The sequence below is a fragment of the Neobacillus cucumis genome (assembly GCF_016908975.1).
GTDB classification, from domain to species: domain Bacteria; phylum Bacillota; class Bacilli; order Bacillales; family Cytobacillaceae; genus Neobacillus; species Neobacillus cucumis.
Genome location: NZ_JAFBEX010000010.1, coordinates 192175 through 211878 on the forward strand (window position 1 = coordinate 192175; position 19704 = coordinate 211878).

Annotated in this window: 23 protein-coding genes; 9 read left to right on the forward strand and 14 right to left on the reverse strand. The window is 36.5% G+C overall.

What is annotated here, in order from left to right:
* Nucleotides 1-145: 145 nt before the first annotated feature.
* Together hemH and hemE are read right to left on the reverse strand one after the other, a co-directional pair.
* Complete coding sequence (gene hemH / locus JOC76_RS15380) at nucleotides 146-1078, reverse strand: ferrochelatase (protein ID WP_205178879.1); 933 nt, start codon at nucleotides 1076-1078, stop codon at nucleotides 146-148.
* Nucleotides 1079-1225: 147 nt separating this feature from the next.
* A complete protein-coding gene (hemE, locus tag JOC76_RS15385; RefSeq protein WP_205178881.1) occupies nucleotides 1226-2272 on the reverse strand; it encodes a uroporphyrinogen decarboxylase in 1047 nt (348 codons plus the stop codon).
* A gap of 246 nt (nucleotides 2273-2518) precedes the next feature.
* Between hemE and JOC76_RS15390 the strand changes: the two genes are divergently transcribed.
* Nucleotides 2519-3019 (forward strand): antibiotic biosynthesis monooxygenase family protein, encoded by a 501-nt coding sequence (locus JOC76_RS15390; protein WP_205178883.1) that lies wholly within the window; start codon nucleotides 2519-2521, stop codon nucleotides 3017-3019.
* A gap of 124 nt (nucleotides 3020-3143) precedes the next feature.
* Nucleotides 3144-4541, forward strand: a complete 1398-nt coding sequence (locus JOC76_RS15395; protein ID WP_205178885.1) for a putative NADH:ubiquinone reductase complex subunit — start codon at nucleotides 3144-3146, stop codon at nucleotides 4539-4541.
* Here the strand turns inward: JOC76_RS15395 and JOC76_RS15400 are convergent.
* The gene (locus tag JOC76_RS15400; RefSeq protein WP_205178887.1) at nucleotides 4533-4910 is read right to left on the reverse strand and encodes a hypothetical protein; all 378 of its coding nucleotides are present in this window, start codon (nucleotides 4908-4910) and stop codon (nucleotides 4533-4535) included. The genes JOC76_RS15395 and JOC76_RS15400 overlap by 9 nt on opposite strands.
* Before the next feature lie 36 nt (nucleotides 4911-4946).
* Nucleotides 4947-5585 (reverse strand): phosphatase PAP2 family protein, encoded by a 639-nt coding sequence (locus JOC76_RS15405; RefSeq protein WP_205178889.1) that lies wholly within the window; start codon nucleotides 5583-5585, stop codon nucleotides 4947-4949.
* 145 nt (nucleotides 5586-5730) lie between these two features.
* On the opposite strand from JOC76_RS15405, the gene JOC76_RS15410 reads away from it, so the two are divergent.
* Nucleotides 5731-6906: a M20 family metallopeptidase gene (locus tag JOC76_RS15410; protein WP_205178891.1), complete on the forward strand. Its 1176-nt coding sequence runs from the start codon at nucleotides 5731-5733 to the stop codon at nucleotides 6904-6906.
* Nucleotides 6907-6925: 19 nt separating this feature from the next.
* On the opposite strand, the gene JOC76_RS15415 is transcribed toward JOC76_RS15410, so the two are convergent.
* The 3 genes from JOC76_RS15415 to JOC76_RS15425 all read right to left on the reverse strand — a co-directional run bounded on the left by JOC76_RS15415 (nucleotide 6926) and on the right by JOC76_RS15425 (nucleotide 9961).
* Nucleotides 6926-7648, reverse strand: a complete 723-nt coding sequence (locus tag JOC76_RS15415) for an EcsC family protein (protein ID WP_205178893.1) — start codon at nucleotides 7646-7648, stop codon at nucleotides 6926-6928.
* 368 nt (nucleotides 7649-8016) lie between these two features.
* Nucleotides 8017-9228, reverse strand: coding sequence for an ABC transporter permease (locus JOC76_RS15420; protein WP_205178895.1), 1212 nt, complete (start codon nucleotides 9226-9228; stop codon nucleotides 8017-8019).
* Nucleotides 9221-9961, reverse strand: a complete 741-nt coding sequence (locus tag JOC76_RS15425) for an ABC transporter ATP-binding protein (RefSeq protein WP_205178897.1) — start codon at nucleotides 9959-9961, stop codon at nucleotides 9221-9223. The genes JOC76_RS15420 and JOC76_RS15425 overlap by 8 nt, the downstream gene beginning before the upstream one ends.
* Before the next feature lie 636 nt (nucleotides 9962-10597).
* Between JOC76_RS15425 and JOC76_RS15430 the strand changes: the two genes are divergently transcribed.
* Together JOC76_RS15430 and JOC76_RS15435 are read left to right on the forward strand one after the other, a co-directional pair.
* Nucleotides 10598-11017 carry an HIT family protein gene (locus JOC76_RS15430; protein WP_205178899.1) on the forward strand — a complete coding sequence of 140 codons (420 nt, stop codon included), beginning with the start codon at nucleotides 10598-10600 and terminating at the stop codon, nucleotides 11015-11017.
* Between the two features lie 160 nt (nucleotides 11018-11177).
* Nucleotides 11178-11723, forward strand: a complete 546-nt coding sequence (locus JOC76_RS15435; RefSeq protein WP_205178901.1) for a tryptophan transporter — start codon at nucleotides 11178-11180, stop codon at nucleotides 11721-11723.
* Between the two features lie 38 nt (nucleotides 11724-11761).
* Here JOC76_RS15435 and yhzF read toward each other — a convergent pair whose 3' ends face one another.
* Complete coding sequence (gene yhzF / locus JOC76_RS15440) at nucleotides 11762-11953, reverse strand: membrane protein YhzF (protein WP_205178903.1); 192 nt, start codon at nucleotides 11951-11953, stop codon at nucleotides 11762-11764.
* Nucleotides 11954-12077: 124 nt separating this feature from the next.
* Here yhzF and JOC76_RS15445 point away from each other — a divergent pair, with 124 nt between their 5' ends.
* Complete coding sequence (locus tag JOC76_RS15445) at nucleotides 12078-12443, forward strand: YtxH domain-containing protein (protein WP_205178905.1); 366 nt, start codon at nucleotides 12078-12080, stop codon at nucleotides 12441-12443.
* Nucleotides 12444-12590: 147 nt separating this feature from the next.
* Nucleotides 12591-13166 carry an HTH-type transcriptional regulator Hpr gene (locus tag JOC76_RS15450; protein WP_205178906.1) on the forward strand — a complete coding sequence of 192 codons (576 nt, stop codon included), beginning with the start codon at nucleotides 12591-12593 and terminating at the stop codon, nucleotides 13164-13166.
* 15 nt (nucleotides 13167-13181) lie between these two features.
* Here the strand turns inward: JOC76_RS15450 and JOC76_RS15455 are convergent, their stop codons facing one another.
* Nucleotides 13182-13520, reverse strand: coding sequence for a DUF1878 family protein (locus JOC76_RS15455; protein ID WP_205178907.1), 339 nt, complete (start codon nucleotides 13518-13520; stop codon nucleotides 13182-13184).
* Nucleotides 13521-13776: 256 nt separating this feature from the next.
* Here JOC76_RS15455 and JOC76_RS15460 point away from each other — a divergent pair, with 256 nt between their 5' ends.
* Nucleotides 13777-13956 (forward strand): hypothetical protein, encoded by a 180-nt coding sequence (locus JOC76_RS15460; RefSeq protein ID WP_205178908.1) that lies wholly within the window; start codon nucleotides 13777-13779, stop codon nucleotides 13954-13956.
* Nucleotides 13957-14039: 83 nt separating this feature from the next.
* Here the strand turns inward: JOC76_RS15460 and JOC76_RS15465 are convergent, their stop codons facing one another.
* Together JOC76_RS15465 and JOC76_RS15470 are read right to left on the reverse strand one after the other, a co-directional pair.
* Complete coding sequence (locus JOC76_RS15465; RefSeq protein WP_205178909.1) at nucleotides 14040-14132, reverse strand: YjcZ family sporulation protein; 93 nt, start codon at nucleotides 14130-14132, stop codon at nucleotides 14040-14042.
* 33 nt (nucleotides 14133-14165) lie between these two features.
* Nucleotides 14166-14252, reverse strand: a complete 87-nt coding sequence (locus JOC76_RS15470) for a YjcZ family sporulation protein (RefSeq protein ID WP_180960339.1) — start codon at nucleotides 14250-14252, stop codon at nucleotides 14166-14168.
* Nucleotides 14253-14470: 218 nt separating this feature from the next.
* On the opposite strand from JOC76_RS15470, the gene JOC76_RS15475 reads away from it, so the two are divergent.
* Entirely contained in the window at nucleotides 14471-15349 is an 879-nt protein-coding gene (locus JOC76_RS15475) for a peptidylprolyl isomerase (protein WP_205178910.1), read from the forward strand.
* 39 nt (nucleotides 15350-15388) lie between these two features.
* Here the strand turns inward: JOC76_RS15475 and JOC76_RS15480 are convergent, their stop codons facing one another.
* The 3 genes from JOC76_RS15480 to JOC76_RS15490 all read right to left on the reverse strand — a co-directional run bounded on the left by JOC76_RS15480 (nucleotide 15389) and on the right by JOC76_RS15490 (nucleotide 19696).
* Nucleotides 15389-15577, reverse strand: coding sequence for a sporulation YhaL family protein (locus JOC76_RS15480; protein WP_205178911.1), 189 nt, complete (start codon nucleotides 15575-15577; stop codon nucleotides 15389-15391).
* A 119-nt stretch (nucleotides 15578-15696) separates the two neighbouring features.
* The gene (gene yhaM / locus JOC76_RS15485; RefSeq protein WP_205178943.1) at nucleotides 15697-16641 is read right to left on the reverse strand and encodes a 3'-5' exoribonuclease YhaM; all 945 of its coding nucleotides are present in this window, start codon (nucleotides 16639-16641) and stop codon (nucleotides 15697-15699) included.
* A gap of 55 nt (nucleotides 16642-16696) precedes the next feature.
* The gene (locus JOC76_RS15490) at nucleotides 16697-19696 is read right to left on the reverse strand and encodes an ATP-binding protein (RefSeq protein ID WP_205178913.1); all 3000 of its coding nucleotides are present in this window, start codon (nucleotides 19694-19696) and stop codon (nucleotides 16697-16699) included.
* Nucleotides 19697-19704: the final 8 nt, after the last annotated feature.

Genomic DNA, 19704 nt, shown 5'->3' on the forward strand with positions numbered 1-19704 from the left:
GGCTGTGCTGACGACATTTTTTTGATTCCCAGGATTAAACTTCGGTATTTTTGTTCAATTTCATAAAATTGCGGAAACGTAGACATAAGACTTAACTGATCTATATCGCCAGCATAAATACCCGATAATAATGGTTCAATTACGCCTATTGCTCTAGCCTTTTTAAAATAACCGTTGATAAGCAGTCAATAAATTCAGCTTTTGCATTGGGCATCTCTGGACGGTAATAATTAGCTCCTAATTGGTCCGTTACTATTTTACATTCAACATCATTATCATAAAGCACCTCAAGATGGTCACAAACGAACCCTACTGGGGCATAAATAAAGGACTTATACTGTTTCCGTTCAAATAATTCTCTAGTTAAATCCTGAACATCTGGTCCAATCCATGGTTCTGGCGTGTTTCCGGCACTTTGCCAGCCTATTTCATAGTTTTTAATCCCCGCTTGCTCAGCAATTAGATCAGCTGTTTCTTGAAGCTGACTTGGGTATGGGTCACCGTATTGAAGAATTTTCTCCGGCAAGCTGTGTGCCGAAACAATTAAAACAGCCTGTTCCTTTTCAACTTGCGGCATTTGATCATAAATATGTTTTATTTGATTTGACCAATACCTAATAAATTTGGGTTCCTGGTACCAGCTTTCAATCGTTTTAATCTTAAGACCACCCAATTTCTCTGCCTCTTCAACAGCCCTTCCATTATAGGATTGAACACTGAAGGTAGAAAAATGAGGGGCAAGGACAAGACTTACTGCCTCTTCGATACCGTCTTCAACCATTTTTTTTACGGCATCTTCAATGAATGGTTTGATATGTTTTAAACCTAAATACATTTTAAATTCAATTTCGTCTTGGACTTGGTTAAGATGTTTCTCAAGCTTTTCTGCTTGATCTAACGTAATTCTAGCTAAAGGAGAGATTCCCCCGATGGCTTCATAACGATTCTGAAGATCTTCTATCATTTCCGGTGTTGGTTTACGACCATGGCGGATATGGGTATAGTATGGTACTAAATCATCTTGTGTATATGGGGTACCGTATGCCATGACTAACAACCCCATTTTTTTCTTTGTCATTTATCGCACCTCATTTTGAATCCTGCTTTTTCTTATTATGTAAAAAGGCATTATAGGCTTCTTATCCTTAATGCCTTTTTAAAACAGCTTATTATATTGTGCCAAAAAAATGGATGGCTTACCAACTTAATGACTCATATTTAAATATTAACGGTTTAATTTAAGTGAAGAATACTCATGGATAAAGGATGCTAATCTTTTCAATGTCTCAGGATTTACGGATGGGAAAACCCCATGGCCTAAATTAAAGATATACCCATCATGTGCCATTCCTTGATCCAAAATTTCTCTTGCTCTTTCTTCAATTACTTCCCAAGGAGCTAATAAAATGGCCGGATCTAGGTTGCCTTGTACAGTTTTTTGGATACCCATTTCTCTAGCTTGGCGAATAGGTAAACGCCAGTCTAAACCGACAACATCTAGCGGCAGTTCATTCCATTCCAAGGCAAGGTGGCTTGCTCCAACACCAAACATAATTAATGGAATATTTTCCTCTTTTAATGAAGTGAAGATTCGCTTCATAATTGGCTTGATGAAATAACGATAATCTTCTACATTCAAAGCACCAACCCAAGAATCAAATATTTGAATGGCTTTTGCACCAGCTTTAATTTGTGATTTTACATAAGTAATAATCATATCACCGAGTTTATCCATTAAAGCAAACCATGCTTTTGGCTCGGAATACATAAATGCTTTTGTCTTATTATAGTTTTTGGATGGACCGCCTTCAATCATATAACTCGCAAGCGTAAAAGGGGCACCAGAGAAACCAATTAATGGTACATTTAACTGTTCTTGTGTTAATAATTTAATCGTATCCAATACATATGGAACGTCTTCTTCTGGGTGTATTTCCCCTAATTTTTCTACATCGGCTAAAGAGCGAATCGGCTTATCAATAACCGGTCCAACGCCGCCCTTTATTTCTACTTCCACCCCAATGGCTGGGAGCGGTGTCATAATATCTTTATATAAAATAGCAGCATCCACGTTATATTGTTCTACAGGCAGTCGTGTAACATAGGCACATAACTCAGGCTGATGCGTAATTTCAAATAAAGAATATTTTTCTTTTATCTCTCTATACTCTGGCTGCGAACGTCCAGCTTGGCGCATATACCATACAGGTACATAATCTGTTTTTTCACCTCTAGCGGCTTTTAAAAATGTTTCATTAATTGTTCTTGTCATGAAGAATGTCCACCTTTCAAAGACTGTCTGTGTTTCATTTTAATATATCGGAGAAAAAAATAAAAACCATTGGTATACATAGCTGTCTTCACTATATCTATTAAACCTAATTGTGTATAGCGTAGGGTATTATCTGTCAAAAAAAAGTCGTTTTTAGGTTACTTAATTTGTTTAAATTAACAAAAGCATAGGGAATATAAAATGGTATAGAATAGCGAAGGCTAATCATTTAGGAGTGAAAAGAAAATGAAGATTTTTATTACGACTGGAACACTTGATTTTTTAAAGAAAATTGAAAAGAAATATCCGCTTGAAAGAATGCTCGCTATGTTAAATGAAAATGGCGCATTATTGCTTCATGAGACCAACGAACAAACCGTCTTTAACGAACCACGCAGGTACGAGGTCTTGGAATCCTATGGAGAGTTAAAGAAAGAAGGTTTTGTTGTAATGAATAACATTGCTGTGACCGATGAGGGTCGTCCCTTATTTGAACACCAGTTTAAACAACAGGCAGAAACATTAGTAAATACCTCAGGTTTGACTGCATTGCGATTACTCCGTTCTCTAAATTCTAATCCTTACATTCTGATGACAATATGGGAAAATAAAGACTTGTATCAAAAATGGCAGAGTACCAACACCACATTTAATGCACTAATGGCTGATTTTAATGGACCACAAAATTTATTCATAGATGCACCCTATACAAGCAAATATACGATTGCTGAAAATAGTGAATCGTAATAATTAATGGAGATGATTCTCCATTTTTTTATTCCTCCAACTCACCACTTGATACAGATTACATATTCTGTATTACACTCACATGGGCTTTTATCCCGTCTGAGGTCAGAAAGGAGGATTTACGATGCTTATTGAACTTACTGCTCTGCATTGGATTTATGTAGCCTTTATTATATTAATCATTGGTTTTATGGTTATGAGAAGGGACACAACCATCGTTTGTATTATCGGTATATTCTTAATTGCCCTCACAGCTACTGGGAGTTTAAGTCATTCCGTCAGCAGTATTTTTAACAGTTTCAGCTATGCCATTACAGAATTATTATCTACTATTCTTGTTATTTCCATTATAGTGGCGATGAGCCATACATTGACTACAACTGGAATCAATGATGTAATGATTTCACCATTCCGAAAATTAATCCGCACTCCAGGGCTAGCTTATTGGACCATTGGGATTTTAATGATGGTGATTTCCTGGTTCTTCTGGCCATCCCCTGCCGTTGCTCTACTTGGTGCCGTTTTGCTTCCTGTTGCTTTAAGGGCGGGTTTGCCGTCACTTGGGGTTGCCATGGCCATGAACTTGTTTGGACACGGAATTGCCTTATCGGGAGATTATGTAATCCAGGCAGCCCCGAAACTTACCGCGGATGCCGCAGGACTTCCCATCCAGGATGTTATTGATGCAAGTATTCCATTAGTCTTTATTATGGGGTTAGTGACCACGATTTGCGCTTTCTACTTGTTAAGGAGAGATATGAAACGGGGAACCCTACAAACAGCTTCGTCCACATTAGCCGATGCGCCTGTGGAGAACAGTGATAATCCAACCCTCTTAACCCTCACACAAAGACGTTTCTTTGCTATATTAGTACCCGTTCTTTTTGCTGCAGATGTAGTATCTATGTCCATTCTTAATTTAACAGGTGGAGATGCAACGGCCCTTATTGGCGGAACCTCAATCTTTATCCTTCTGCTTATTACCGTCACAAGTCACAAGAACGAAGGTCTAGAAAAAACAACTCAATATTTAATAGAGGGTTTCCAGTTTGGTTTTAAGGTATTTGGTCCTGTTATTCCAATAGCAGCTTTCTTTTATTTAGGGGATAGTGGTTTCACTACTATTATTGGAGATTATTTACCAAAGGGTTCCCACGGAATTGTGAACGATTTAGGGGTTGCTCTTGCCAGCCTTGTTCCTCTTAGTAAAGTGGTAGGAGCCGTCACACTAACAGCGGTTGGCGCTATTACTGGTTTAGACGGTTCAGGCTTCTCAGGAATTTCGCTTGCAGGATCCATTGCCAGCTTGTTTGCTGCAGCCATTGGTAAAGGAGCCGCAACACTGACTGCCCTTGGGCAAATTGCCGCCATTTGGGTGGGTGGTGGAACCCTTGTACCATGGGCCTTAATTCCTGCGGCAGCTATTTGTAATGTTGATCCGTTTGAATTAGCCAGACGAAACCTAATCCCTGTAGTCATTGGCCTTGTTGTGACAACAATAGTCGCGATGTTTTTAATATAGGCTGTGTAAAGAATATTGTTGATTTTGGAACGATGTTGATTGGAGCGGAAGGCGCTCGACTCCTGCGGGAGTACGGGGATGGGGAGACCCCACAGGCGTTTTAGCGAGGCCACTGAAAAAGTCTGTGAAATTTAATGCGAAACTAATTCCTGAAAATCCCATCCCCACTTCCAGTTTATAATTAGTGGTAAAATAGACTGAATTCCCCCACTTTGATATTGGAAAACGGTGAAATTTTGGGATTAGGTTTTTCGGAAATTTCATAATTAAACAGAAAAGCACTTTTTCAGTGCCCTCCGTTTTAGCGCCGAGGAGGCTCCCCGGCACGCCCGCGGAAAGCGAGCGCCAGAAGCGGAAATCAACATCCATGTTTAACACAGCCTTAATAAAAAATAGTGGCCGGCATTAGCTCGGCCCCCTCTTTGTAAATTTTTGTTTAAAGTACTTGTATAAGAAAATCCAAATTACCGCCCAAATAAAGCCAAAGCCATAACCTCCAAGCACATCGGAAGGATAATGAACATGTAAAATGATTCGACTTATCCCAATTAAAAGTATTACTACTAGCGCTAAAATTGAAAACAGCCATTTCAGAGCTTTCGACTTGCTAGCCTCGATTAATAAATAAGCACTCGTAAAATAAAGCACGATTCCAAGCATTGCATGACCGCTTGGAAAACTATAGCCTTCAACTGGAACAAGATACTTTAAATCAGGTCTTGGACGAACAAATAAATCTTTTAATATCTTATACACTTCATTTGCTAACGCAAGTGATAAAGCCAGCATCGCAGCACCTGGGTAGTTACGTCTTTTCAGCAATAACCACACTAGCATAATCAATGCAACAATCCCAATCCCTATTTTATCTCCCATCTCTGATACTTGAATAAAAAAAGGAATGACATTACTTGGTACGTGTGCGAACCAGCCTGCAACATTAATATCCATCCAAAATGCACTATGCAAAATCACCTTGATTGAAGTAAATATTGCAATGAAAATAGCAATTATAAGAAAAACAACCAAACTTTTATTTTTCAAGAAACAACCCCCCCAGTCTCTTCACGTTCTCTTTTTTGCATACTTAAAAAAGTATAAGAAAATTCGCTTTAAAAATCTATATTATCCTATTAAAAATGTTAAAATTGTTTGAAAATAGATTCTTATACCATAAGGAGGTTTACATATGATAAACAACTTGTTTGCTAAATTAGAAGGTTACTATGATGAAATGGTCTCCATCCGCCGCTATCTTCACCAGCATCCCGAATTATCCTTTCAGGAATACAACACTTCCAAATTTATTCAATCCTATTATGAAGAATTAAATATAGAAGTAAAAGGTCAAGTCGGGGGTAATGGCGTAGTTGCTAAAGTATATGGTAAAAAACCGGGTAAGACTGTTGCCTTACGTGCTGATTTTGATGCATTACCGATACAAGATGAAAAGGATGTACCTTATAAATCATTAGTACCTGGTGTGATGCATGCCTGTGGACATGACGGTCATACTGCCACCCTTCTTGTTCTTGCAAAATCATTATATGAGCTTAGAGATGAATTAGAAGGGACATATGTATTTATTCATCAACACGCTGAAGAATTTGCACCTGGCGGGGCCGCAAGCATGATTGAAGATGGCTGTCTGGAAGGGGTGGATGTCATTTTCGGTACTCACCTATGGGCAAGTGAACCGACTGGTACAATCCAATACCGAACTGGTCCTATTATGGCAGCAGCAGATCGGTTCGAAATAGAGATAAAAGGAAAAGGCGGGCATGGTGCACAGCCTCATAAAACTCGTGATGCCCTTGTGACTGCTTCACAGCTAGTGGTAAATCTTCAACAGATTGTCAGCCGAAAGGTAAATCCGGTGGATGCTGCAGTCGTTACAGTTGCCTCGTTCATTGCTGAGAATGCCTTTAATGTGATTGCTGACAAGGCAAAGCTTTCAGGGACCGTTCGTACATTTAAGGAAGAATTAAGACAATTTATCGAAGAGGAAATGGAAAGAATCATTCATGGTACTTGTTATGCATCAGAAAGTACCTATCAATTTGATTTTATCAGAGGGTACCCAGCGGTTGTTAACCACGAAAAAGAAACAGAATTTCTCATCCGTTGTGCCCAAGTTGTACCAGAAGTGACAAACATTGAAGAAACTGAACTACAAATGGGCGGAGAAGATTTTGCCTATTATTTAGAAAATACCCCTGGCACCTTCTTTTTCACCGGAGCTAGACCCATGCGAGAAGAAGTTGGATACCCGCATCATCACCCTAAATTCGATATTGATGAGAAAGCGATGTTAATTGCTGCGAAGACATTAGGTACAGCAGCAGTAAATGTCCATCACAATTGAAAGTCAAAAGCCCCTGTCATTATTGTTCAGGGGCTTTTGACAGCAGTCTTAAGCGATAACAATTCATCGCTGCTTCACCTAAGATTTTGAGAAGATTATTATTGGCATAGGCACCAACAAACGCCCCAATTCCAGGAACAAGCTGGAATATTTTAGCAAGGTCTATATAATCGCGATATTCTTGCTGGAACTTTCGCCAATCCATTTCTACTAATGCTTTCTTCCGATCATCCCAATGTTCAATTTCTGCTAACGTATCCTTTCGAATTTCATCGCTTGAAAAGGCTAATTGAAAGACATGCAGGATAAATAGTCTCTCTTCATATTTTTTAGTATCAAATCCATAAATAGAAGCCGCCTCAAACAAGAATTTCATTTTGATGGTAAGGAGTAATGGAAAATCGGCAAGCCCTAGTAAGATTCCCCCTGCTCCTGTTCCTGCTCCTTCAACGATAGCTGTTTTTTGATATACTGAAATCTTTTTTTGAACTAATTCGTCCTTTTCAGCCAGAGTTAACCCTCTAACCTGATCTTTACTGGTAGTGAGCTGTGACCCAAATAAAGTTGCCTTTACCATTGCTTTGATGCTTTCCGTCATCATTTCATGAACCTTTTCAGGTATCCATTCATTAATTTTCCCTTGAGCTTTTTTAGATAACCTATTCATCATCCCTGAACGTCTAATCATTCTTCGTTTCCATTCTTCTACTTCTTCGTAAACTTTTAATTCATATTCGTTCAACTGGACCAACTCCTCTTACACTATATTATGAATCTATACGGAGAGAACCGCCCAATTGTTTCAAAAAAAAATCCCTTATAAAGGGATTAGATTGTCGAAAAACTCTTAGTTTAGTCTTTGGAACATGTCTGTTGATTGGAGCGGAGGGCACTCGACTCCTGCGGGATAGAAAGGTCACTGAAGACCCCGCAGGAGCGTAAGCGCCGAGGAGGCTTCAGGACCTCCCCGCGGTAAGCGAGTGCCCGTAGCGGAAATCAACAGGCCCATTCGCAGGGACAATTTATAAATTCTGAACAACATAAAAAATTGCCGAGAAAAATACCCTTCTCGACAATCAAATCCCTTAAAAAGGGATTAGAGTAAGTTATTTATTTCTTCAGACGGATTTTACTGTATACATAAACAAACAAATAGCTAAAAACTAGCCCCACGCCTAATACAAGCAAGGAATCGAGCCATATTCCCTTTATCAAGATCATTAATGCAAAAATAAGCGACTGGATCACTAATAGGATCATTAATAGGAAATGGTATGAGTTTGTCTTATCTTGCTGTGAAACAGGATATAAATCAACCCAAAGTTTATTCTGATGGTGATTCCATAATGGAAGCAGCTGAAATCCTGTTAAATATAAAAATAAAAGAGAAAGCATAAGTTGTCCGATTCCAAATGAAATAAAATAGATAGCAAGGGCTCCAATAACTGTTAGGCGGACAAACAGTCCTAAATAGTCAGAGGAACGTAAGAATGTTCGTGCGAACAAATACAAATAGGTTTTTTCTTGTGAAAATGGAATTTTGCTAATGAATAAATCAAGGTATCTCCTTCTTTTAACTATATCCTTTACCTTTGGAACATCGGTAAATAAATTGGCCAACCGGTAAAATTGAGCCATCCTCTTTTCTTCTCCCTCAATTAATTGCTCCCATTTTAACCCCATCTTAGTGGTCTTTATATGGAAAGAGTAATAGTAAAAGACCATTATTACTGCAATTAAAAGGAGAATGAAAAGATGTGCCTGTTTAAATAAAAGATAAAGAAATACAATGTTAATAAAATAACGAACTAAATAATCCCATCGATGAACTGCCAACTCAACATAAAATTGAATCTTCCAAGAAGCTGCTATATTCCACCCTTTTATTAGTAGTAAGACGACTAAAAACGGAATAAATAAACGAAATCCATTCCCACTAACCCTTACATACAATGGCATTAAAACAGCAAGAGCCATTAATAGGATATATCCTTGAAAGATTAAACTCACCATTCCGGAACGTAAAAAGTACCCTTTTAATTTCTCCTCTAAGGGAAGTAAAAACACCTTATCCGCTTCTAACAAAAAATGATAAACAGGGCTATATGTAATAAAAAATCCCAGGATTAACGCCAAAATAATCTCTGCTGGAAAACTAGAAGGGAGCGTTTTAAGCCACTCTTGATAATAAAAGGCAGCAGTACCAATTAAAAATAATAAAACAATCACAAGATGACCGTTGAAAATATAACGTAAATATCTCCCTAAATCCTTCATCCGACCCCCGGCGCGATCCTTCCAAAGCTTTTTCTCTTCAAACATAATTTTCTTCCTTTGTTAATTGAATATACAAATCATCTAAAGACGCGGCAGGCATCGAGAATTGCTCTCTTAGTTCAAAAAGCGTGCCCTTAGCCCTGATTTTCCCCTCATGAAGAATAACAAAACGGTCACAATACCTTTCAGCAGTCGCAAGAATATGGGTCGACATTAAAATACCTGCACCATTCTCTTTCATTTTCTTCATTAAATCAAGGAGTGATTGAATCCCAAGAGGGTCAAGCCCAACAAATGGTTCATCCACTATGTAAAGGTCAGGCTGAACAAGGAAGGCACACATAATCATGACTTTTTGTTTCATCCCTTTTGAAAAATGCGCCGGAAACCACTTTAAGCGTTTCTCCATCCGAAATTCAGCAAGCAATGGAGCAATCCTTTCTTTATAGACAGAATCCTTTAATCCATAAGCCATTGCCGTCAATCTTAAATGCTCTTCCAAAGTTAGTTCCTCATACAATATGGGGGTCTCAGGTACAAACGTAAATAATCGACGATAAGCTTCTTTATTTTCTATAAAGGACTGACCATTAATTTTAATGGTACCTTGATGTGGTTCCATTAGTCCGATAACATGTTTAATGGTTGTACTTTTCCCAGCCCCATTTAAACCAATCAGACCGACGATTTCCTTTTCGTTAACATCAAAGGAAACATCTTTTAAAACCGGATTTCTTGTGTATCCTCCCACAAGGTGTTCGATCGTTAATAAAGCCATTTGTAAACGTCCTTCCGTTTCAATTTATCGTAAATAAAAGCATCAATACATGTAAAAACCATGGATTTCATTTTTTTCTAATTTTATCAAATAACTCTTGATAAAAATAGTTTTCAACTTTTCTTCATTCTTTTTGAATAAAACCCTGGCAATCGGACATCATAATATTCGAAGGGGAGATAACTTATACCGATGAAGTGATTTCATCAAAATTTGAGATGAGGTGTCTGTCAAAGACAATTTCCTTTCAAACAAGTGAGCTTCTATTCGTTTCAAAAAAAGGGGATGGTTGTTTTGTACAATGTGCATGCTAACCATTTAGAGTTCAATTAACACCAACTGTTTATCTTAAAAAAATAAACAACAAATGAGGTGTTTACCGCAGATCACAACCCGTTTTTAAAGGTAAGTAACCAATAAAAACATATAGGGGATGGTCAGCTTGAACAATGATGTATCTTTTAAAAAAACACTCTTAAAAAAATGAGGTGTTTATCAAAGAACATTCCTGAATGAACGCAGATTTGAAGCATTCCCCTTCGAGAAGGCAGGATTCCCACGCGAATCCTGTCTTTTTCTTTTCTCGCTTAATTATGGTAAAATAATACAAACTTTTTATAAAAGGGGCTGTATGTAATGAGTGATTGTATTTTTTGTAAGATAGTAAATGGTGAAATTCCGTCAGCAAAAGTTTTCGAGAACGAACATGTTGTGGCCTTTTTAGACATCAGTCAAGTAACAAAAGGACATACCCTTGTCATTCCAAAGGTACATAAAGAAAACCTATATGAATTAACACCCGAAATAGCTAGAAACCTTTATGAAGTCGTACCATCGATTGCAAATGCTCTAAAAAAGGAATTTGAACCAATTGGGTTAAATTCAATCAATAATAATGGTGCAGATGCTGGACAATCTGTTTTTCACTTCCATTTACATTTGATTCCACGTTACGGAAAAGGTGATGGCTTCGGTGCTGTTTGGAAAAACAATCAAAGTGATTATACTCCACAAATGTTACAAGACATGGCTGCAAAAATACAAAAACAAATTTAGTTTATTTTAACAGCTGTAATTATTAATTTTCTGAAAATTATTTCTTTAAAAATATTATTGTAGTATGGTATAATGAGTGTAAGTTTTTCGCTGCAGGCAATGAGTGCACTGTGGGAGAAACCAATACAAATAGCTTAGGATAGCAGAGGAGAGATGAGAAATGAATACAAAGAATCTAGTGGTATTAGCACTTTTGGCGGGAATTGGGGTTGTCTTGCATACAGTCATGCCAGCCTTTTTAAGTATTAAGCCTGATATGATGCTTGCGATGATGTTCTTAGGAATTATCTTAATTCCAGAAATTAAGAGTGTCATGCTGCTTGCCATTGTAACTGGTGTATTGTCTGGCATTACAACTAGTTTTCCTGGTGGTACCATTCCGAATATGATTGAAAAACCGATCACTGCACTAGTCTTTTTCGGATTATTTTTAGCCTTAAACAAATACCGAAATTCGATTATTAGCGTCGGAGTCTTAACCGCAATCGGTACACTAATATCAGGTAGTGTATTTTTAGGTGCAGCCTTTTTTATTGCAGGCTTACCTGCCCCATTTACAGCGTTATTTTTAGCTGCTGTTTTACCGGCAACTGTACTAAATACGATCGTAATGGTTATTTTGTATCCAGTGGCTCAATCAATTGTTAAAAGAACCAAATTAACATCAGCAACCGTGATTCAAAAGAAATCCACGGGATCCATTTAAGAAAAGAACCCCACCCGGGTTCTTTTCTTAAATTACTTCTATGAAAAATGTGAAGAAATAAATGCAATTAACAAAAAAATGAACGTAATTCCGGCAAGTCCGGCTGTTCTTTTTTTTAAAACTTGTTTGGGTGGATACACACCAGGTCTTTTTAATTCAACTAAATATTTAAGTGTACCTATGAGAAGGATAGCACTTAAAATAAAAAACGTCATAGCAGCGGTTTTCATCCCTTGCTCCCCCTATTTTTAAGTCTATTTCGAACAATGTTGTAACTATTTATATGTTTTACCATCCATTCCTATGAAGAACTTGTATTTTTTGAAATAGCCTAATTTGGAGGTAGTAAGTAAAATGAAAGTTAAACCTTTTTTGCTCGGATTTATGACTGGAGGGCTCGCTGCTGGAATAAGTATCTTACTCACTGCGCCAAATTCAGGTAAGGTAACTAGAAGCGATATTAAAAAAAGTACCCAGCGTGGCTTCAATCAATTACAGATCCTAAACAAGAACCTAATGGACCTTAAAGACGCTGCTGTTCACGCATCAACTGAGGGACGTGCACAAATAGTAGCCTTTTTATCTGAAGTTAAAATTGCTCTAGCGCATTGGGAAGAAGAAGTACGTCCAAAGCAACAGCAGATTCAACAAAATATTATAGAGTTGAAAGAAACCATTCATAAACTAGAAGAGGAAATTCCAGATACTCGTAAGATTTGACTTAATAAACGGTAAAATTTTCATAAAAACATAAATATCAAGATAAAAATTGTGTGATTTCTAAAAATTTTGTGAATTTATACTTTATTAATTTTTATTTTATTGGCATAATGAAAATAGAGAAATTAAAAGTAGGTGAAAATGGGGATGACCGAGAAACAATATTCGTTAAAGGAAGCGATGATTTTTAGTCAACGAATAACACAATTAAGCAAAGCGTTATGGAAATCAATTGAAAAAGATTGGCAGCAATGGATTAAACCCTATGATTTAAATATTAATGAACATCATATTCTCTGGATCGCTTATCATTTGAATGGTGCTTCTATTTCAGACGTTGCCAAATTTGGGGTCATGCATGTCTCAACAGCTTTTAATTTTTCGAAAAAGTTAGAAGAAAGAGGATTGCTGAAATTTTCAAAAAAAGAAAATGACAAGCGAAATACGTATATTCAACTAACTGACAAAGGCGAAGAGATTTTGCTTAAATCAATGGAAACGTATGAGCCTAATGGAAATGCTGCTTTTTCAGGTGCATTACCACTCCGTGATTTATACGGCAAGTTTCCTGATATTATCGAAATGATGGCCATTGTCCGCAATATTTATGGTGAAGATTTTATGGAAATCTTTGAACGTTCTTTTCATAATATTGAAAGTGAGTTTGTTGAAGAAAATGGCACGTTAAAAAAAGCAAAAAAAGCTGAGCAAGAGCTAGTTTAAAGAAGACCGTATTACCTAAACGTACTTATGTAACTCCTTAAAAAGCGGCTCGAATAAATTCTGTTGCAAGCAGGCTTTAACTATTTCTTCAATCTTTAGATTTGCTGGTAATGATGCAGATAACTCAATTAGAAGCGGATGGAAATGAACGTACCCTTCCGCTTTTTGTTCTGCCATTTTCTTGCTTAGGCTCTCGCACAATTGGTAGAAATTTTTGACTTCCTGTTCCGTAATCCCGTTTTCAATGATTACCCTATAAAAATCAAAATTTGAATTTCTTAACATGTTTCCTAACAACCTTTGATGAAATTCTAAAAGATTAATCCTTTGTACTAACAATTCATGTTCATTCAAATTGCTCACCTCTTTTTAATACCGTACATTTCCTATGTTTATTATTCACCTATTAAGAAGATGAGTAAACCCTTTTTATCCATATTTACGGAATATTTAGGTGTTGAACAGAATCTAAAAAACTTCCACTCTTTTTTACTATCTTTTTTTATTTTTTTTTGATATTGTATATACAAAAAGCAAGAATTTTTGTTTCATTAATGTATTAGCACATCCTATACAAATCAATAGTAAACCATCTAGGAGGGAATCATCGATGATCTCCATTTTTATTGTCTTTGCCATTTTAATTTTATTTTATGTAAATAAAATGACCAATTCTCTTTGTATTCAAAAGGAGATACCCGAGGAGCATCAGCATAAAGTATTCCGTACGATTAATGTGCTCATCACCATATTATTGATTTCATCATATTTGGAAATCTTATATACATAATCCAGCAATAAAAAGTTTGGATATGTAATAAAAAAACGAAGCGATGAGGCTGCTCTCATCGCTTTTTGTTTAGTTCTTTTTTATTAATAGATCCAAGAAGCTCCAATGATAATTAATAAGATGAAAAGGACTACAATTAATGCAAATCCTCCACCGTAACCTGCACCACCAGACATATTTCTACCTCCCTTCATTGTCATTTTCGTAAATTAATAAACCCAAGAAGCCCCAACAATAATCAATAGGATGAAAAGGACTACAATTAGAGCAAAACCAGCACCATATCCTCCACTCATCGAAAAAACCTCCTTTTTCATTTGCTAAGATATACTATTCATGTTGGTTTAATTTCGTTTAGGCACTTAGCTTATTTTTTATGGAAAAGTCTATAACCTGTTTTGAAATTTATTTATTCGCTTTCAGCTTATATTTTTGCAGCCGTCTGCATTTATGTTATAGTAAACATTGTGGACAACCTGATTCACAGAATTTAACTATTTAGGAGAGATTCATCATGAAAAAATGGATTTTAGCCCTTACAGTTGCTACTGGTGTACTTGCACTAAGTGCTTGTAATCAATCAAGTTCAAATACAGTGGCAGAAAGTAAGGTTGGGAATATTACCCAAGAAGATCTGTACAATGCAATGAAGGACAAGTACGGTAGCCAAGCCCTTCAACAACTTGTATATGAAAAAGTTCTTTCCAAGAAGTACAAAGTTACTGATGCAGAGGTAACTGCCAAAGTTAATGAGCTAAAGGATCAGCTTGGTACAAATTTTGAAGCTACGCTTGCTCAGTACGGCTACAAAGACGAAGCGGACCTGAAAAAAACTATGAAACTTGGTATGTTACAAGAAAAAGCGGCAATCAAAGATGTTAAGGTAACCGATAAGGAATTAAAGGATTATTATGCTTCCTATCAGCCTGATATGAAGGTACGCCACATTCTAGTTAAAGATGAGAAAACAGCTCTTGATGTTAAGAAGCAACTTGATGGCGGTGCAAAATTTGAAGACCTTGCCAAAAAGTACTCTACAGATACTGCTTCTGCACAAAATGGCGGTGATTTAGGTACCATCACCAACACCAATAAGGATCAATATGATGCGACTTTCATTAAAGCTGCCTATGCCCTTAAAGTAAATGAAATAAGTGCACCAGTAAAAACACAATTTGGATATCATATCATTCAGGTTACCGAGAAAAAAGCGAAAAAATCTTATAATGATATGAAGTCTGATATCGAATACCAAGTAAAATCATCTAAGTTAACAAGTGATGATATCAACAAAGCTATGCAAAATGAATTAAAAGCAGCAAACGTGAAAATCGATGACAAAGACTTAAAAGATGCTCTTAGCACAAGCACAAGTACATCTGCTTCACAATAATAAATAAGCGGAAGCCCATTTTCGGAGCTTCCGCTTTATTTATTCACCTGTTGCTCTTAGGTCCTCACGCTTTTCTTTCTCTTCCTCGAGCCGCTTAAGATAAATTTCTCCTTCACGCTCGATGCTTTCCATCTCTAATTGCCGCTCTTCTCGACCTGTCTTAATCGCCATTAAAGCACTGATTACAATTCCTGCCACCACTGCATAAATCCAAATAGGTACCGTCAATGTCTCCTGCTCCCTTCACTAATGTTTGTCCACTTATTTCCTCTAGTACAACTTATTCTTTCGATTTTAAAATATTCATTTGTAACAAAAAAAATAACCCATTTCGGGTTATTTTTGATTTATTTATGGAACACCGGTTTATAAAATGATCGGTTATCTAAGGCAAAGACCCGCTCCGTATACTCACCTGGCTTGACTCTTTCTAATGCCCGATCCATCATGTTCATCTTTGCATCCAGATTATCAATATAATGAAGAATTTCCGCTTCCTTAATCAAAGGTGGCTTGGGACTTCCCCACTCAGCTTTACCATGATGACTTAACACCAAGTGTTGAAGGATTATGACTTCTTCTCCTATAATGCCTAATTCTTCAGCCGCTTTAGCAATTTCAGTAATCATAATCGTAATATGGCCTAGCAAATTACCTTCTATTGTATAGACGGTTGATATGGGACCTGATAACTCCATCACTTTTCCCATATCATGCAAAATGACTCCAGCATATAGTAAATCCTTATCGAGAGTAGGGTATAACGATGTAATAGCTTTAGCCAAGTCCAGCATACTAACAACGTGATAAGCAAGTCCAGAAACGAATTCATGATGATTTTTCGTTGCTGCTGGATATTCCATAAAAGCATGTTGATGTTTTTTGATTAAATGCCTTGTTATTCTTTGGATATTTGGATTTTTCATTTCAAATATATATTGTGTTAGCTTGCTCATCATTTCATCTTGACTAACGGGCGCTGTCTCAAGAAAATCATCAAGCTTTACTCCATCAGAAGGGCCAGTTTTCCGAATTTGACGGATTTTCAACTGACTTTTGCCTCTGTAGTTTTGGACATCCCCTAGTATTTTTACAATGGTCTGTGAAGCATAATTCTTTTCATCCTCTAATCCTACATCCCAAAGCTTAGCCTCAATTTCCCCACTTTGATCTTGCAGAATTAAGGTCAAAAAAGGTTTACCATTACTAGCAATACCTTTTGTTGAACTTTTGATAAGGAGATATAATTCAACTTGTTCACCCACATCATACTGTAATATCCCTTTGCTCAACATCTCCACTCTCCCTTCCGATATTTAGAGTATACCATATACAGCTACGACTCTATTAAGTAATCTGAACAGTACCCTTTTCCAAACTGAGGACATTTTCCTTTTGAAATAATGACAAAAGGTGGGGATGACAGGTAAAAAATAGAATCTGGTTCGATTTCAATCCTTTAAGGAGCTCAATTACTTTATGAGTCCTTTTTGCATCAAAATTAACAAAGCTATCATCAATCATAATAGGAAACTGATATTTTTCATAAAGAGTTGTAGCTAATGCCAATCGAATCGAAACATATAACTGTTCTGTTGTTGCTTGACTTAGTTCATTTGCTTCAAATAAGGTGTGGTCATCCCTTTCAACTAGAAAACCCGTCCCAGTCTGTTGCAAATGGATTTTTATATATCTGCCGTCTGTTAAAAATAACATGAATTCCTCTGCTTTAGATAACATCCTTGGTAAGTGTACGGTTTTATATTTATCAATTGTCTGAACCAAAAGATCTTGTGCTAGACGATAGACAGACCATTCTATTGCTGCCTCTTCAAACTCATAGTTCTTTTGTTTAAACTGATGGAGAATGTTTGAGTAAATTCCACCCTCTTCAAGAACCTGAATTTCATAATTGATAGCTGCATTTTCATCTTGTTTATTTTTCAATTTATCTTTTAAATTCTGAATTTCAAAATCCATTTGTCTAATTAGTTCATCACTTTCTTGAGTCGACAAAAATCCTTCCCTTTCCTTTTCAGTAAGAAATGAATACTGAAGTTGATCTTGCAGTTGACGACTTCTTTCTAGCAGCACTTCTTGTTTTTTTACCCTTTCTCCCATTTCATAAAATTGCTGCTCTGTGTCTACCTTTGCAGCATTTAAAAGTTTATTATATTCCGTTTGTAAAAGCTCAAGCTCCTGCACTTTTTGGTGTAAATTTTCTTTTAGTTCTTGCAGCTTATCTGCTCTCTCCTGACTCTTAATTAACTTCTCATGTTCTTGTTTTAGTTTATTTCGTAATAAATAGGCCCTTGTATGTGTATCATGACCCCTCTCTTGTAAAAAGCGAGTTTCAAATTGTTTAAGACTTTCCTCAACTTCTGATTCCTGCTGATTCATTTGCTTCATCCTTAGTAGAAGTTGTTTTTTGTCTCGGCAAATGGATTTATATTGTTCAATATATTCAAATGCCTGGGCTAAAAAGCTGGTTGCAATATATTCAGGAATATTTAACTGTTTACTTATAGAGAGGAGATTTTCTTTATTTTGAGCTTGTGCCAATTCCCAGTCTTCGAATTTACGGATAATTTTCTCAAATTGTGACTCCTGCTGTTTTAGTTTCAATCTTAACAATTGCAGTTCCTGCCGTCTTTGATTGTCGACCATTAATTGATTCTCAAGTGTTTTAATATCCCGATATTCTTCAGATTGAAGTTTTTGCTGCAGAGTTTTTTCCTTTTCTTTTAAGCTTTTTATCGTGAGTTGAAAACGATTGTCTATAGTCTGTTGCGTTCCCTTTACTAGATAAAGTGCAAGAATTATACATCCTGCCAAACCAACGGCAAGTAAAAACCATTGCTTGCTAAAAAATCCGTATAAAAGTACACCGAATAAAATCAATTCATAGAGGATCATCTGAAGCTTTCGTTCATTGTTCCTCTTAGATGTTGCAGCTTGATTTTGCTCATCTTCATGTTGGTAAAACTTGATTTGCTCCTGAACTGATCTTAATTCCCACTCAAGACTGTTTTTGTCATTCTTCTGATTTAGCTGCTCCTCCAGTTGAATTCTTTCTCTTTGTGATAGAATCTTACTTTCAGCTTTACGAATCTCTTCCTCTATTTGAGTAAGGGCCTTTTTTTCATCCTGATATTGTTCTTCTAATTCTTCCTTCATTTCTTCAAGCTTTTGTTTTTTTCGTGAAACCATTTCTACCTGGTTTTTCATATAAATATTCGTATTAATCTTAAGTAATTCTTCCTCCGCTAATGGCAAATGAAGCTTTTCTCTTGTAATTGAAAGCTTTTCATTTAACTCTGAGACTTTCTGTTCACACTGCTGTTTCTCGCTTCTTAATTGTTCGATAATGGGAACTTGGTCAAGTAAAGTTAATATGGAAGGCTCAGCTTCAAGCAGCTCTGTACTAGGTTGGATATTTGCCATTTCTTCTTGTAAACTTTCCACTCTGTTCCTAATGCTCAAAATTTCCGCTTTATAGGGGTGGATAAGCTGATTTATTTTTTCCAGCCTTTCAATCCCGCGGATTGGAAAGTCATTTGTTCCTAATTCGTTTAGCTCTTTTTTGGCTAATTTTTCTTCTTTAACTAATGATTCTATTCTCTTCCATTCTTTTAATTTATTGATGGTTTCACTTGTTTCTTGAAGCATCTTATTAATTTGAAGCATTTCTTGCTCCAAACTGGTTTTTTTCTTTTGAAGTTCTTCATATTCATTGTTTTTGGCTGCCGCCTTTTTCAATTGGACCTTTAATTCATGCAGTTCCTGTAATTTTTCATTTAAGATTGGCTTCTTTCCTGATGGCTTAAAACGTACCTCTAATTCTTTTTGTAGGAAGCTTTCGGTTTTTGATAACTGCTCTGTCCCCAATGTTCCAGCTGAGAACAAAAACTTACCAATCTCTTCCCCTTTCATTTGATGAATGTTCTGAAGCCCTTGTAAGTTAAAGGAAAATATGGCTTGGACCAGGCTTTTATCAAAGTTTCCGATTAATTCTTTTAGTAGCTCTTCACCGCCAATCACTCCACTATCCATCATTACCTTTACATCCCCTGCTGCTTTCCCTTTTACACGTTCAATGACAGCAAAACCATGCTCTTCATGAAAAATTCTTAGCTTTCCTCCATATTTGGTACTATGCTTTGGTTCATACCGTAGCTCAGAGGACTGTTTTGAAGGAAAACCAAATAATACCCCATGTATAAATGCCATCAAAGTAGATTTGCCAGCTTCATTCTCGCCGTAGAAAACTTGAAAATCGGCGAGAGAATTAATGATTACATTTTCTAATTGACCGTATCCATATATGTATATTTCAAGAATTTTCATCCCTTTTT